General features: G+C 74.1%; 11 protein-coding genes. All 11 read right to left on the bottom strand.

The annotated features are described in order from the left end of the window. Nucleotides 1-207, bottom strand: a 207-nt coding sequence (locus tag E1298_RS32200; RefSeq protein WP_207944960.1) for a laccase domain-containing protein, incomplete at its 3' end; no start/stop codon positions are given. Continuing rightward, on the bottom strand, nucleotides 204-1,733 hold the full coding sequence (gene ftsZ / locus E1298_RS32195) for a cell division protein FtsZ (protein ID WP_131899995.1): 1,530 nt from the start codon (nucleotides 1,731-1,733) through the stop codon (nucleotides 204-206). The genes ftsZ and E1298_RS32200, both read right to left, overlap by 4 nt. Before the next feature lie 467 nt (nucleotides 1,734-2,200). Continuing rightward, nucleotides 2,201-3,055, bottom strand: coding sequence for a cell division protein FtsQ/DivIB (locus E1298_RS32190; RefSeq protein WP_243725941.1), 855 nt, complete (start codon nucleotides 3,053-3,055; stop codon nucleotides 2,201-2,203). Between the two features lie 118 nt (nucleotides 3,056-3,173). Continuing rightward, complete coding sequence (murC, locus tag E1298_RS32185; protein WP_131899993.1) at nucleotides 3,174-4,595, bottom strand: UDP-N-acetylmuramate--L-alanine ligase; 1,422 nt, start codon at nucleotides 4,593-4,595, stop codon at nucleotides 3,174-3,176. Nucleotides 4,596-4,665: 70 nt separating this feature from the next. Continuing rightward, nucleotides 4,666-5,757, bottom strand: coding sequence for an undecaprenyldiphospho-muramoylpentapeptide beta-N-acetylglucosaminyltransferase (gene murG, locus E1298_RS32180; protein WP_131899991.1), 1,092 nt, complete (start codon nucleotides 5,755-5,757; stop codon nucleotides 4,666-4,668). Nucleotides 5,758-5,872: 115 nt separating this feature from the next. Next, on the bottom strand, nucleotides 5,873-7,129 hold the full coding sequence (ftsW, locus tag E1298_RS32175; protein ID WP_131899989.1) for a putative lipid II flippase FtsW: 1,257 nt from the start codon (nucleotides 7,127-7,129) through the stop codon (nucleotides 5,873-5,875). Between the two features lie 2 nt (nucleotides 7,130-7,131). Next, nucleotides 7,132-8,574 carry a UDP-N-acetylmuramoyl-L-alanine--D-glutamate ligase gene (gene murD / locus E1298_RS32170; RefSeq protein ID WP_131899987.1) on the bottom strand — a complete coding sequence of 481 codons (1,443 nt, stop codon included), beginning with the start codon at nucleotides 8,572-8,574 and terminating at the stop codon, nucleotides 7,132-7,134. Beyond that, nucleotides 8,556-9,617 carry a phospho-N-acetylmuramoyl-pentapeptide-transferase gene (mraY, locus tag E1298_RS32165; RefSeq protein WP_131899985.1) on the bottom strand — a complete coding sequence of 354 codons (1,062 nt, stop codon included), beginning with the start codon at nucleotides 9,615-9,617 and terminating at the stop codon, nucleotides 8,556-8,558. Before mraY ends, murD begins: the two co-directional genes overlap by 19 nt. Then, entirely contained in the window at nucleotides 9,614-11,089 is a 1,476-nt protein-coding gene (locus E1298_RS32160; RefSeq protein WP_131899983.1) for a UDP-N-acetylmuramoyl-tripeptide--D-alanyl-D-alanine ligase, read from the bottom strand. Before E1298_RS32160 ends, mraY begins: the two co-directional genes overlap by 4 nt. Beyond that, nucleotides 11,086-12,621: a UDP-N-acetylmuramoyl-L-alanyl-D-glutamate--2,6-diaminopimelate ligase gene (locus E1298_RS32155; protein ID WP_131899981.1), complete on the bottom strand. Its 1,536-nt coding sequence runs from the start codon at nucleotides 12,619-12,621 to the stop codon at nucleotides 11,086-11,088. Before E1298_RS32155 ends, E1298_RS32160 begins: the two co-directional genes overlap by 4 nt. 81 nt (nucleotides 12,622-12,702) lie before the next feature. Then, a complete protein-coding gene (locus tag E1298_RS32150) occupies nucleotides 12,703-14,466 on the bottom strand; it encodes a peptidoglycan D,D-transpeptidase FtsI family protein (protein ID WP_481726143.1) in 1,764 nt (587 codons plus the stop codon). Between the last annotated feature and the right edge of the window lie 391 nt (nucleotides 14,467-14,857).

The raw sequence follows: 14,857 nt of genomic DNA, 5'->3' as shown, positions 1-14,857 counted from the left end.
GCCGTGGACCTGGCGCATCCACACGATGCGGGCGGGGTCGACGCCGAGGGCGGCGGCGGCGCGGCGCCGGTTGGCCAGCACGGCGGCGGTGTCGTCGCCGACCGCGCCGCCCAGGTTCAGGGAGTCGTAGGGGGCGGTGCTCACGCCGCCGGCGCGGCCGGTGAACCCGGCGCCGACGCCGTCGCCCAGCGCGACGCGGGTGATCACTTCAGGAAGTCGGGGACGTCGAGGTCGTCGTCCTCGTCGAAGACCACCGGGCGGCGGCGCTGCCCGGGCGCGGCGGGGCCGCCCTCGTTCTCGCCGGCGTGCACGCGGGACGGGGACGGCTCGGCGGCCGGACGCGGCGCGGACGCCCGGGTGCCGGACTCGCCGCCGGGGGTCCCGGCGTCGCGGTCGGCCGGGGGTGCTTGCGACCGGTTCTGCGGAGCGGCCGGGCTCTGCTGCGGAGCTTGGTTCTCCGCGCGCGCGCCTCTGGCGACCCGCTCGTCGCTCTGACCGGCGGACGGCTGCGCCCGCTCGGCGGCCTCGGACCGCGGCTGCGCGGCCGGCGCGTGCTGGGCGGCGGGGGCGTGCTGCGCGGCCGGAGTGTGCTGGGCGGCCGGGGCGTGCTGCGCGGCGGCGGCCTGCGCCACCGACTGCTGCGGCTGGGCGGCCTGGCCGCCGACCGGCTCGGACCGTCCGACCCTGCTGGGGATCGGGTTCTGCGGGGCCGCGGGCGGCAGCGGCGCGGGACGGGGCGGCGGGGGGATCCGCTTGGTCTCCGGTTCCGGAGTCGGCTTGACCGGTCGCCCTTCGTCAAAACCCGCCGCGATCACCGTGACCCGGACCTCGTCGCCGAGGGCGTCGTCGATGACCGCGCCGAAGATGATGTTGGCGTCGGGCGCGGCCGCGTTCGACACCAGCTGCGCCGACTCGTTGATCTCGAACAGGCCGAGGTCGGAGCCGCCGGAGATGGACAGCAGCACGCCGTGGGCGCCGTCGATGCTGGCCTCCAGCAGCGGGCTGGAGATCGCCATCTCGGCCGCCGCGACGCTGCGGTCGTCGCCGCGCGCCGAGCCGATGCCCATCAGCGCCGAGCCGGCGCCGGACATGACGGACTTGACGTCGGCGAAGTCCAGGTTGATCAGGCCGGGCGTGGTGATCAGGTCGGTGATGCCCTGGACACCGGAGAGGAGCACCTGGTCGGCGGCCTTGAAGGCGTCCAGCACGCTGACCTGCCGGTCGGAGATCGACAGCAGCCGGTCGTTGGGGATCACGATGAGGGTGTCGACCTCGTCGCGCAGCGTCTCGATGCCGGCCTCGGCCTGCATCGCGCGGCGCTTGCCCTCGAAGCTGAACGGGCGGGTGACGACTCCTATGGTCAACGCGCCGAGCGAGCGGGCGATGTTGGCCACGACGGGCGCGCCGCCGGTGCCGGTGCCGCCGCCCTCGCCCGCGGTGACGAAGACCATGTCGGCGCCCTTGAGGACCTCCTCGATCTCCTCCCGGTGGTCCTCGGCGGCCTTGCGGCCGACGTCGGGGTTGGCCCCGGCGCCGAGACCCCGGGTGAGCTCGCGGCCCACGTCGAGCTTCACATCGGCGTCACTCATCAGCAGCGCCTGGGCGTCCGTGTTGATCGCGATGAACTCGACGCCCTTGAGTCCCTCTTCGATCATCCGGTTGACGGCGTTGACGCCGCCGCCGCCGATGCCGACGACCTTGATGACCGCGAGGTAATTCTGCGGTGCTGCCACGACGAGGGGCCTTTCCGCTCGCTCTATCCGACCGGCCGGACCGGTCTGCCGACCGTGCCGCCGCGGTGTTTCCCTGACCTGTGTGCACTTCTGGGGCGAGCCGGGGGCGGGACCGGTCCGGAGACCGGGTCACCCTCAACCCTCACCCTCAACTTGAGGCTTACAGTTATGTCAACCTGAGGACTGATACGGACAGTAGGGCGGCCTTACCGCCAGGGTCAACTAACCTCCCCCGAACTCCACCGGCGTGTCGCACTGAGTCCCAGTTGCCCTGGTTGGCGTAGGACATCAGCGCTCGCCCGCTCATCGGGGCACCGTTCCACCGTCCGTCCGTCTTGTGGCCGACCGTTCCAGCGTGCCCCATCGGACGGCCGGATTCGCCGCGACACACGCACCGGACCCGAACGGCACCGCAAACGCCCGCACCTCCTCCGGCCTTCCGCGAGGGGTGATCGCTCCCCGGAGGCTCACCGCGTCGTGACGACCTCGGGCGAGCTGACATCGATGACCCGCGCCGAGCGTCCCGCCGCGGTGCGCTGGAGCGCCTCGAACAGCCGGATCTTCTCCTGTGCCCGTTCCGCCGGCCCCCACACCACCGTGGGGCCGCTCGACAGGTGCAGGGACACATCGCCCGGGCTGGTCGCCTCCACGTCCGCGAGCCTGCCGCGCAGCCGTTCGGGCAGGCCGGACAGCACGTTGAGCGCCGCGAGGGTCGCCGGGTCGGACGGGCCGGGCGTGGCGACGGTCAGCGTGGGAAGCCCCGGCGGACGGGCCGCGCTGTCGACGACGGTGACGCCGTGCCGGTCGAGCTGGTGGTAGCGGCCCGACCGCTGAAGGACGGCCACCGGGACGCGCTCGCGCACGACGATGCGGACCGTCGCCGGCAACTGCCGCTCGACCGTCGCCGACTCGACCTCCCTGAGCCGCTCGACCCGCTGCCGGACGGCGCCGGTGTCGAGCCGCACCATCGGCACGCCGAGCCGGATGCCAGCGGCGGCGACGATCCGGTCGCGGGGCGCCAGGTTGGCCCCGGTCACCTCCACCGTCCGCACCACCAGCAGGCGCGAGCCCAGGAGCACCCAGGTCACGGCGCCGAGCACGCCGAGGACCAGCAGCGTGACAAATGCCACCTTCCACCGGCTCGGACGGCGCCGCGCGCCCGTCCGCGTGCCGCCTCCGTCCGGGCCTCCGCCGGGCGGGCCGCCGGACGCCGGGTCGTCGGAGGGCATGCCTGCGGAGGGCGCGCCCAGGGAGGCCGGACGGCCGGGCGCCGGGGCGCCGGGCGTCCCGGGCCGGCGTTGGCTCGTCCCCGCCTCGGTCATGACCCCAGCTTGACAGTGAACCCCCGCGCGGCGGCCGACCGGCGGGCGACCGGCGTGTTGCCCCACCTCCGGCGGCGGGCACGGGCCTCCGCCGGCGGGCACGGTGTCGGGGACGGTGCTACGCCCGCGCGAGGCGTTCCAGGATGAGGGGGCCCAGCTGGGTCACGTCGCCCGCGCCCAGCGTGATGACCACGTCGCCCGGGCGGGCCAGCGAGGCCGCGATGCCGGGCGCCTCGTCCCGGACGGGAGCGTAGACCGCCTGCCGCCCGGACGGGACGGCGTCGGCGACGAGCCGCCCCGTCACACCGGGCTCGGGGTCTTCGCGGGCACCGTAGACGTCCAGCACGACGGCGATGTCGGCCAGGCCGAGCGCCGCGCCGAACTCGGCGGCGAAGAAGCGGGTGCGGCTGTACAGGTGCGGCTGGAAGACCGCGATGATGCGGCCGGGCCCGCCGCCCTCGGCGGCCTTCTCCCCCAGGTAGTCGCGGGTGGCCGAGAGGTCGGCGGTCAGCTCCGTCGGGTGGTGGGCGTAGCTGTCGAACACCTCGACGCCGCCCGCCTCGCCCTTGCGCTCCAGCCGCCGCATCGCGCCGCCGAACGCGGTGAGGCCCTCCCGCACCGCCGTGTCGTCCAGGCCGAGGGCCTGCGCGACCGCGACGACGGCGGCGGCGTTGAGCGCGTTGTGCCGGCCGGGGACGGCGAGCGCCACCTCGCCGACGCCCTCGATCGTGAAGCGCGACCCGAGGCCGCGCGGGGCGAAGCCGGTGATGCGCAGGTCGGCGCCGTCCGCCACCCCGTACGAGCGGACGGTCAGCCCCCGCGCGCGCGCCTGGTCGGCCAGTGCCATCGCGACCGGGTCGTCCGCGCCGACGACCAGCGTCCCGCCCGGCTCGATACGTTCCACGAACCGGGCGAAGTTCTCCTTCACCATCTCGAAGCCGCCGTAGTTGTCGAGGTGGTCGGCCTCGACGTTGGTGACGACCGCGATGGACGGGCTGTACATGAGGAACGAGCCGTCGCTCTCGTCGGCCTCGGCCACGAAGACGTCGCCGGTCCCCTCGTCGGCGCCGAGGCCCGTGGTGACCAGCTGCCCGCCGATGCAGTAGGACGGGTCGGCGCCGGCGTGCTGGAGCGCGACCGTCAGCATCGAGGTCGTGGTGGTCTTGCCGTGCGTCCCGGCGACCGCGACCGCCCGGCGCCCCGCCATCAGCGAGGCGAGCGCGGCCGAGCGGTGCAGGACGCGCAGCCCCCGCTCGCGGGCGGCGACCAGCTCGGGGTTGCCCTCGCGGATCGCGGTGGACACCACGACCGTGTCGGCCTCGCCGACGTGCGCGGCGTCGTGCCCGACGAAGACCTTGGCGCCGAGGTCGCCGAGCTGGGCGAGCAGTTCGGAGTCGCGGGCGTCGCTGCCGGACACGGTGATGCCCCGGCGCAGCATGATGCGGGCGACCCCGGACATGCCGGCACCGCCGATCGCGATGAAGTGGACCCTGCCGAGCTCGCCGGCCGGCACGACCTCACCAGGGCTGATCAGGCTCATCGGGTGGCGCCCGTCCCCTCGTCGCTCGCCGCTCCGCGCGCCGGGCAGGCCCGGACCGTCCGGACGGGCGTCACGACCGGCCCGCCGCGTGGACCACGTCGTACACCATCTTGGCCAGGGCCACGTCGGCGTCCCGCCGGCCCATCCGCCCGGCCGCCTCCGACATGTGCGCGACCCGGCCCGGGTCGGCCAGGACGGGCAGCAGGTGCTGCGCGATCCAGTCGGGCGAGAGCTCGGCGTTGTCGACGAGCATGCCGCCGCCCGCCGCCACGATCGGCTCGGCGTTCAGCTTCTGCTCGCCGTTGCCGATCGGCAGCGGCACGTACACCGCCGGGAGCGCCACCGCGGCCAGCTCGGCGCAGGTCATCGCGCCGGCGCGGCACATGGCCATGTCGGCCGCCGCGTAGGCCAGGTCCATGCGGTCGCAGTAGGGGATGGTGACGTACTGGGGGCCGCCGGACGCGGGCTCGGGCTCCTCGGTGTTCTTCGGCCCGACGATGTGCAGGACCTGGATGCCCGCCTGCCGGAAGTACGGTGCGGAGGCCACGGCCGCCTGGTTCAGCGACCGGGCGCCCTGCGAGCCGCCGAAGATCAGCAGGGTGGGCAGGTCGGGCAGCAGGCCGAAGTAGGAGCGGGCCTTGTCGCCCATCGCCAGCCGGTCGAGCGCGGCGATCTCGCGGCGCAGCGGGATGCCGACGAACGTGGCGTTGGGCAGCGGCGAGTCGGAGTGCGACACCGCGACGTGGTCGGTGAAGCGGGCGCCGAGCTTGTTGGCGAGGCCGGGCTTGGGGTTGGCCTCGTGGACGATGATCGGCACCTTGCGCTTGCGCGCGGCCAGGTAGCCGGGGGTGGCGACGTAGCCGCCGAACCCGACCAGGATGTCGGCCCGCGCCTGGTCGAGGACGTTCGCGGCCGCGTTGATCGCCCCGCGCAGCCGGCCGGGGACCGACAGCAGCTGCGGGGTCAGCGTGCGCGGCAGCGGCACCGGGGGGATCAGGGCGAGCTCGTAGCCACGCTGCGGGACGAGCCGGGTCTCCAGGCCCCGCTCCGTCCCGAGACAGGTGATCCCCACGTTGGGATCGTTGCGGCGCAGCGCGTCGGCGAGGGCCAGGGCGGGCTCGATGTGTCCGGCGGTGCCGCCGCCGGCCAGGACAACCCTCATGCTCGTTGACAACTCCTCAGCGTGTTCGACTTGTCGGGTGCCGCCCGTCCCGCGCGCCGCGCCGCGCACGTCGGCGGACGCGGGCACCGGATCCTCCGGCACCCCGGAGGGGGGTTCAACGCCGTGCCAGGCCCAGCCAGCTTAGAGCCCTCACGACAGGTCCGGGACCCCGTGCGGAGAGTGCCTGCCGCGCGCCGGGCTCCCGTTTGGCGAACGCGAGCAGCATCCCGAGCGCGATCAGCGTCGGGATCAGCGCCGAGCCGCCGTAGGAGACGAGCGGCAGCGGGATGCCCGTGATGGGGAGCACACCGATGACGGCGCCGATGTTGACGATGGCCTGCACCACCAGCCAGGCCGTGGCCCCGGCGGCGGCCAGCCGGGTGAACGGGTCCTTCACGCGGCGGGCGATCCGCAGGCCCGCGTAGGCGAGCAGCCCGAACAGGCCGAGCACGACGAGGGTGCCGACGAGCCCGAGCTCCTCCCCCACGATCGCGAAGATGAAGTCGGTCTCGGCGTGCGGCAGATAGTCCCACTTGGCGCGCCCCTCCCCGAGGCCCGTGCCGAACAGGCCGCCGGACGCGACCGCGAACAGCCCCTGGATGCCCTGGTAGTTGGTGGTGAGCTGGTTGCCCGCCGGATCCAGGAAGCCGGTGAGGCGCTGCATCCGGTACGGCTCGACGACGATGAGGATCGACACCAGCAGGCCCACCAGGCCCATGATGCCGAGGAACAGCCGTCCGGGGGCCCCGACGACCCACAGCAGCGCCAGGAAGATCGTCAGTAGCACCAGGGTGGTGCCGAGGTCGTTGCCGAGCATCACCAGCAGGACGAGCACCCCGGCGCCCGGCAGCAGCGGCACCAGCAGCGGGCGCCACTCGGTGAGCTGGCCGAGCCGCTCCTTGCGGGCCAGCAGGTCGGCGCCCCACAGCACCAGCCCCAGCTTGGCGGGCTCGGACGGCTGGATCTGGATCGGTCCGAAGCTGATCCAGCGGGTCGCGCCGCCCACGCTGCGCCCGAGCCCGGGGATCAGCACCATCGCCAGCGCCACCACCGACAGCAGCAGCAGCGGATAGGCCATCGCGCGGAACGTCTTGACGGGGAGCCGCGAGGCCAGCCACATGCCGGGCAGCCCGATCGCCATCCAGATGGCCTGCTTCTGGAACAGCGTGAAGGCCGAGCCCGTCGCCTTGAGCTGCTGGACGCTGGACGCCGACAGGACCATGGTCAGGCCGAGCGCCAGCAGCATCACCGAGCAGCCCAGGACCAGGTAGTAGGAGGTGAGGGGCCGGTCGAGCAGCCCCACGGCGGCGGCGACCTGCTCGCGCGGGCCGGGCCGTCCGCCGCCCTCCTCTTCGGCCGGTACGGCGGTCATCGCTACCGGCGGCCGTCCCCGGCGGGCGCGGCGGCCCCCGCCAGCCGGCCGACCGAGGCGATGAACGCCTCGCCGCGAGCCGGGTAGTTCGCGAACATGTCGAAGGAGGCCCCGACGGGGGCGAGCAGCACGGTGTCGCCGGGGCGGGCGAGCCCGGCGGCTTCGTTGACGACGCGGTCCATCGCCCCAGTGTCGGTGTCGGCGACGTCCACGACCGGGACATCCGGGGCGTGTCGCGCGAGTGCCTCGGCGATCCGGTGCCGGTCGCGTCCCATCAGCACCGCGCCGCGCAGCCGCCCGGCGCAGGACCGCACCAGGTCGTCGACGTCCAGGCCCTTGAGGAGCCCGCCCGCGATCCACACGACCGGCTCGTAGGCGGCCAGGGACGCGGCGGCCGCGTGCGGCTGGGTCGCCTTGGAGTCGTTGACGTAGGCGACGCCGGCGACGTCGGCGACGTGCTGGATGCGGTGCGGGTCGGGCACGAACGCGCGCAGCCCGTCCCGGACGGCCTCGGGCGGCACCCCGAACGCGCGGGCCAGGGCCGCGGCGGCCAGCGCGTTCGCGACGTTGTGCGGGGCGAACGGGCGGACGTCGCCGAACGCGGCCAGCTCGGCGGCCTCGCTCGCGGGGTCGCCGGTGAACGCCCGGTCCACCAGCAGCTCCTCGACGACGCCGAGCTCGCCCGGGGACGGGACCCGCAGGGTGAAGCCCACGCGCCGCGCCAGGCCCTCGGCCCGTTCGGCCAGCGCCGTGGACGTGGCGTCGTCGGCGTTGTAGACCGCGACGGCGCCCGGCGCGAAGATCTTCGCCTTGGCGCCGACGTAGGCGTCCATCGTCCCGTGCCAGTCGAGGTGGTCGGGCGCGACGTTGAGGACGGCCGCCGCCGCCGGGGCGAGCGAGCTCGACCAGTGCAGCTGGTAGCTCGACAGCTCCACCGCCAGCACGTCATAAGCCTCGGCAACCGCTTCTACGATCGGTGTCCCCACGTTCCCTACCGCGAAGGCCTTGTGGCCCGCGGCGGTGAGCATGCAGGCCAGCATCCGGACGACGGTGGTCTTGCCGTCCGTCCCGGTGATGGCCAGCCACGGCGCGGCGCCCTCGGCGGGACGGAGCCGCCAGGCCAGTTCCACCTCACCGATGATCTCGATGCCGGACGCGGCGGCCGCGGCGAGCAGCGGCACGTCCGGCCGCCAGCCGGGCGAGGTCACGACCAGCCCGGTGCCCGCCGGGAGGCTCTCGCCGTCGCCGAGCCGCACCGCGACCCCGAGGGCCGCCAGTTCGGCGGCGTGCGCGCGCCGGCCGTCGTCGTCGCGGGCGTCCACGACGGTGACGCGGGCGCCGCGGGCGGCCAGCGCGCGGGCGGCGGCCCGGCCGGACACGCCGAGCCCGGCGACGCAGACGTCGAGTCCGTCGAAGGTGCGGGTCGTCACTTCTTGGGCATCCATTCCAGGTAGAACAGGCCGATGCCGATCGCGACGAACAGCGCCGACATCAGCCAGAACCGGACGACGATCGTGGTCTCGGCCCAGCCGGACAGCTCGAAGTGGTGCTGCAGCGGCGCCATCTTGAACACGCGTTTCTTCGTCAGCTTGAACCCGCCGACCTGGATGATCACCGACAGGGTGATCATCACGATCAGGCCGCAGAGGATCGCCAGCAGGAACTGGGTGCGGGTGAGGATGGCCAGCCCGACCAGCACGCCGCCGAGGGCCAGCGAGCCGGTGTCGCCCATGAAGATCTTGGCGGGCGGGGCGTTCCACCACAGGAAGCCGAACACGCCGCCGAGCACGGCCGCGGCCACCACGGCCAGGTCGAGGGGGTCGCGGACGCTGTAGCAGTTGGGGGCGAGGGCGAAGTCGTAGCAGCTGTTGCGCAGCTGCCAGTTCCCGATGATCACGTAGGCGGCCAGCACCATGCCCGCCGGGCCCGCCGCGAGGCCGTCGAGGCCGTCGGTCAGGTTGACGCCGTTGGACATCGCCGCGATGAGCAGCAGCGCCCACACCACGAAGAGGTACGGGCCGATCGAGGGGCCGAAGTCGCGCAGGAAGGACAGGTGGGGGTCGGCGGGGGTGATGTCGTAGCCGTTGGGGAAGTTGAGCGAGGCGACCGCGAAGATCACGCCGATCAGCACGATGCCGATCATCTTGGCGCCGCTGCGCAGGCCGAGGCTGCGCTGCTTGAACACCTTGATGTAGTCGTCCACGAAGCCGACGAACCCCAGGCCCGTCATCAGGAACAGCACGAGCAGGCCCGAGACCGTCGGCACGTTCCCGGTGAACAGGTGCGCGGCCGCGTAGCCGACGAGCGATCCCACGATGAAGACGGTGCCGCCCATCGTGGGGGTGCCGCGCTTCTTGACGTGGGCCTCGGGGCCGTCCTGGCGGATCATCTGGCCGTAGCCCAGCCGGTTGACGATCCGGATCCACACCGGGGTGCCGACCATGACGAAGATCAGCGCGACGCCCGCGGCGATGATGATGTTGGTCATCGGGCGGCCTCCGCGTCGCCCGCGGCGGACGGGCCGTCCCCGCCGCCGCCCGCGCCGCCGCCCGCGCCGCCGCCCGCGCCGCCGGCCGGGCCGCCGGTCCGGCCGTCCAGGATCGCCTCCGCCACCCGTTCCAGACCGGCCACGCGAGAGCCCTTCACCAGCACGACGTCTCGCGGCTCCAGCCGCTCACGGAGCGCGGTCACGGCCGCGCCGACGTCATCCACCTGTACGCACTCTCCCGTCCATGACGCCACCTGCCCGGCCCCTTCGGCCATGGCCGCCGCGTTCGCCCCGACGACCACCAGGCCGGTGATCCCGCTGCGCGCGACATGCTGCCCGATCTTGGCATGTTCCGCCACAGAGGAGGCACCCAGCTCGGCCATCTCGCCCAGCACCGCGAACGCGCGGCGGCCGCGGGCCATGTGCGCGAGCACGTCGATCGCGGCCCGCGTGGAGTCGGGGTTGGCGTTGTAGGCGTCGTTCACCACGGTCACCCCGTCGTCCCGCTCGGTGACCTCCATCCGCCACCGGCTGGCCGGCGCCGCGTCCGAGAGGGCCGCGGCGACCGCGGCGGGGGCGAGGCCCGCGGCCCGGGCCGCCGCGGCGGCCGCCAGCGCGTTGGGGACGGCGTGCGCCCCGTACAGCCGCAGCGAGACCGGCGCGGAGCCCTCCGGCGTCACGAGCGTGAACCTGGCGCGGCCCTGGTCGTCGAGCGCCTCGTCCTCGGCGCGGACCGTCGCGCCGGGCGAGCGCCCGAACGTCACGACCTCGCCGGGCGTCCGGGACGCCATCGCGGCCACCAGGGGGTCGTCGGCGTTGAGGACGGCGGTGCCGCCCGCGGGCACGGCCTCCACCATCTCGCCCTTCGCCTGGGCGATCACCTCACGGCTGCCGAACTCCCCGACGTGCGCGGTGCCGACGTTCAGCACCACGCCGACGCCGGGGCGCGCGATCCGGGTCAGGTAGGCGATGTGGCCGACGCCGCGCGCGCCCATCTCCAGCACCAGGTGCCGGGTCCCCGTGTCGGCGCGCAGCACGGTCAGCGGCAGCCCGATCTCGTTGTTGAACGAGCCGGGCGGCCAGACGGTCGGGCCCGCGCGGCTCACGGCCTGCGCGATGAGGTCCTTGGTGGAGGTCTTGCCCGCCGAGCCGGTGACCGCGATGACGGTCACGTCCGGGAGCCGCTCCAGGACGCCCCTGGCGAGCCGCCCAAGGGCCTCCTGCACGTCGTCGACGACCACGCACGGGCCGTCCACGGGGCGCTGCGCGAGCACCGCGGCGGCGCCCGCGGCGAACGCGGCGGGCGCGAACGCGTGCCCGTCGGAGCGCTCGCCCTTCAGCGCCGCGAACAGCGCTCCGGGCCCGGCCGCCCGGGAGTCGATGACCACGGGACCGCCGACCACGGTGCCGGCGTCCCCGTGCGGGACCCCTCCCGTGATGTCCGCGATCTCCGACAGCCGAAGTGGGATCACGCCTGCGTCCCGTCCCCTCTTCTCTGCGTCGTGAGCCCGCGCAGCGCCTCGCGGACGACCTCCCGGTCGTCGAACGCGTGCACGTCGCCGGCCACGTACTGGCCCTGCTCGTGGCCCTTGCCCGCGACGACCACGACGTCGCCGCGGCGGGCCCGGGCGACGGCCAGCCGGATGGCGGCGGCGCGGTCGGGCTCCACCACGACGTGCGCCCGCTGCGGCTGCGGGACCTTCAGCCCGCCCTCGACCATAGCGGCGAGGATGGCGAGCGGATCCTCCGACCTCGGGTTGTCGTTGGTGAAATACGCCATGTCGGCCAGCCGGGCCGCGGCCTCGCCCATCAGGGGGCGCTTGCCGCGGTCGCGGTCGCCGCCGCAGCCGAGCACGACCGCGAGGCTGCCCTCGGTGACGGGGCGCAGCGCGGTCAGGACGGCCTCGACCGCGCCGGGCTTGTGGGAGTAGTCGACGAGCGTGACGAACTCCTGGCCCTCGTCCACCCGCTCCAGGCGTCCGGGGACGCCCGGCAGCGCGCCGACGCCCCGCACGGCGGCGGGCAGCGGGATGCCGGCCTCGACCAGCGCGACGATCGCGCCGAGCGCGTTCGCGACGTTGAAGGGCCCGGCGAGCTGGACGGCGGCGTCGGCCTCGATCCCGCCCGGCCCGACGATGCGGAAGATGCTCCCGTCGGCGCCCACGCGGACGTCCTCGGCCCGCCAGTCGGCCGCCGGGTCGCCGGTGGCCGAGAACGTCGTCGTCGGCACGGTGGCGATCTGCAGCAGCTCCCGGCCGTAGTGGTCGTCGAGGTTGACCACGCCCACGCGCGAGTACGGCGGGGTGAACAGCTCCGCCTTGGCGAGGAAGTAGTCCTGCATGGTGGGGTGGTAGTCCAGGTGGTCCTGGGACAGGTTCGTGAAGATGGCGACGTCGTAGTGGGCCCCGCCGACCCGTCCCTGCGCCAGGGCGTGGCTGGAGACCTCCATCGCGGCGGCGCCGACGCCCCGCTCGCGCATCATCGCGAACAGGGCGTGCAGGTCGGTGGACTCGGGCGTGGTGAGCGCGCTCGGCACGCGGGACTCGCCGACGCGCAGCTCGACGCCGCCGACCAGGCCGGTCTCGATCCCGGCGGCCCGCAGCCCCGCCTCCAGCAGGAACACCGTCGTGGTCTTGCCGCTGGTCCCGGTGACGCCGATGAGCAGCAGGTCGCGGCCGGGCTCGCCGTACACCCAGGCGGCGGCCTCGCCAAGGTGCGCCCGGACGTGGGCCACGGCCAGGACGGGCAGGCCCGTCGTCACGGCCCGGTCGTATCCGTCCGGGTCGGTGAGGATCGCCACCGCGCCCGCCTCGGCGGCCTGGGCGGAGAACTGGGCGCCGTGTGCGCGCGCGCCGGGCAGCGCGGCGTACAGGTCGCCGGGCTTCACCTCGCGGGAGTCGTGCGTGATCCCCGTCACCGCCACGTCTCCCCAGTCGCCCCGCCCGATGCCGAGGAGCGCCGCGAGCCCGTTCAGCGGACGGGCCGGATTGGTGGTGGGGCGCATGGCGTTTCTTTCGGTGCGAGCGGAACGGGAATGCTGGGGCGCGGATCGTGAACTCACGGCGAGGAGGGTACTCGCTGGACCTCAGCCTCCGGCGTAGATCTTGGTGATCGGCGGTTCGCTCCCCGTCGGCGGGATCTTCTGGGTCTGCAGGGCGAAGCTCATCACGTTCTTGAAGACGGGAGCGGCCGCCTCGCCACCATAGTGGCTGCCCCGCCTGGGGGCCTGCAGGACGACCTGGACGACCAGCTGCGGGTCGTCGGCCGGGGCGAACCCGGCGAACGAGGCGGTGTGGCCGCCGCCCTCGTAGCAGCCGCAGCGCGGGTTGACGATATCGGCGGTGCCCGTCTTGCCCGCCACGCGGTAGCCGGGGATCCGGGCCTTCGGAGCGGTGCCCTCCGGGGTGGTGACGCCCTCCAGCATGTCGCTGATCTGCCGCGCCGTCGCCGCGCTGATGACCTGCTTGCGCGCGGGCGCCGCCGCGGAGGTGAACTTGTCGTTCTCGCCGACGGTGCCCTCGATGAGGCTGGGCGCGACGCGGACGCCGCCGTTGGCGATGGTCGCGTAGACGCTCGCCATCTGAACGGCGTTGACCGACACCGTCTGGCCGAACGCGATGGGGTAGCGGTCGGTGCCCGACCACTGGGCGGGCGGCTTGAGCAGCCCGGCCGTCTCGCCCGGCAGCGGCAGGCCGGTCTTCTGGCCGAAGCCGAAGGCGCGCAGCGTCTGGTAGAGCTGCTGCGAGCTGATGCCGTCGCTGGCCAGGATGGTGCCGACGTTGCTGGACTTGGCCAGCACCCCGGCGAAGGTGAGCCGCTCGGGCGCGTGGCGGTGGGAGTCGTTGAAGGGGCGGTCGTACTTGCGGATCCTGTCGGGGACCGTGAACGGCGTGTCCGGGCGGATCCCGCCCTTCTCCATGACGGCGGCGGCGGTGACGACCTTCCCGGTGCTGCCGGGCTCGTAGGAGTCCTGGACGAGGGGGCTGTTCCACCGGTTCTGGTTCGAGCGGGTGTAGTCGTTGGGGTCGTAGCCGGGCGCCGACGCCATCGCGAGGAGCTTGCCGGTGCGCGGGTCCATGACGATGACGGTCCCGCTGCGCGCGCCGGTGGCCCTGACCTGCTTCTCGATCTCCGCCTGCGCCTTGAACTGCAGGTCGCGCATCAGCGTGAGCCGCACCCCGGTGCCGGGCACCGAGGGGCGCTTCTGGTCCTCGCCCATGGGGATGTGCTGGCCCGTCGGGCTGATCTCGACCCGCTGCCAGCCCGCGCGCCCGGACAGCACCCCGTTCATGGACTGCTCCAGGCCGGCGGCCCCGTCCCCCTCGCCGTTCACGAACCCTATGACGCCCGCGCCCAGCGAATTGTTGGGGTATTCGCGGCGATATTCCGGCAACGTCCCGATGCCGAGGAACTTCCAGGAGGTGATCAGCCGGGCCTGGTCGGGCCGGACGCCGTGCGCCAGGTACACGAACCGCGACTTCTGCTTGCTGAGCAACTTCATCAGGCCGGCGGGATCGAGGCCGAGCGTCGGGGCGAGCGCGTTCACGATCGCCTGCCGCCGCTCCGGCTTGATGACGAACGGGTCCGCGAAGATCGCGCGCGCCTCCACCGTGATGGCGAGCGGGTGGCCCTGCGCGTCGGTGATGCCGCCGCGCACGGCGGGCAGGTCGATCGTCTGCAGCCGCTGCCGCATCGCCTGCGCGGTGTACTTGCCGGACTCGATCGTCTGCAGCTGGACGAGCCGTCCGGCGAACAGCGACAGCACGAACGCCACGACGAGCAGGCCCACGTTCAGCCGCTTGAGCGGGTCGCGGCGGTGGAACGGGACGCGGGTGCGCGGCCTCCGCACCGGGGGCCGCCGACCCAAGCCGGCGCCCGGACGCGGCGGCCGCGGCTGCCGCTGGCTCCCGGCCCCGTCGCGGCCCGTTCCGTCACGGCCGGTGGTGCTCCTCGGCTTGGGGGGGTTCCTCGGCTTGTCGCCCTGGCCCTTCGGGGACGTCCGGCCCGAAGCGCCCTTCGTGGACGCCGTCTTGCCACCGGGCTCCTTCTCCGCCGGCTTGTTCTGCGCGTTCTGCGCGGGCTTCTTGCCGGTGGCGTTCGCGCCGTCCGTTCCCCCGGTGCCCTTGCGCGGCGTGGGGGCGGCGCCGTTGCGGGCGGCCGGGCGGCGGGCGGTCCCGCCCTTCTTGCCGCCCGACCGGCCCGCCGCGCCCTCGACCCGCCCGCCCGGCGGACGGGGAGGG

The organism is Actinomadura rubrisoli, from assembly GCF_004349215.1.
In the GTDB taxonomy this organism is placed as follows: Bacteria; Actinomycetota; Actinomycetes; order Streptosporangiales; family Streptosporangiaceae; genus Spirillospora; species Spirillospora rubrisoli.
The sequence above is the reverse complement of the archived record's forward strand: the minus strand, read 5'-3'. Positions and strand labels throughout refer to the sequence as shown.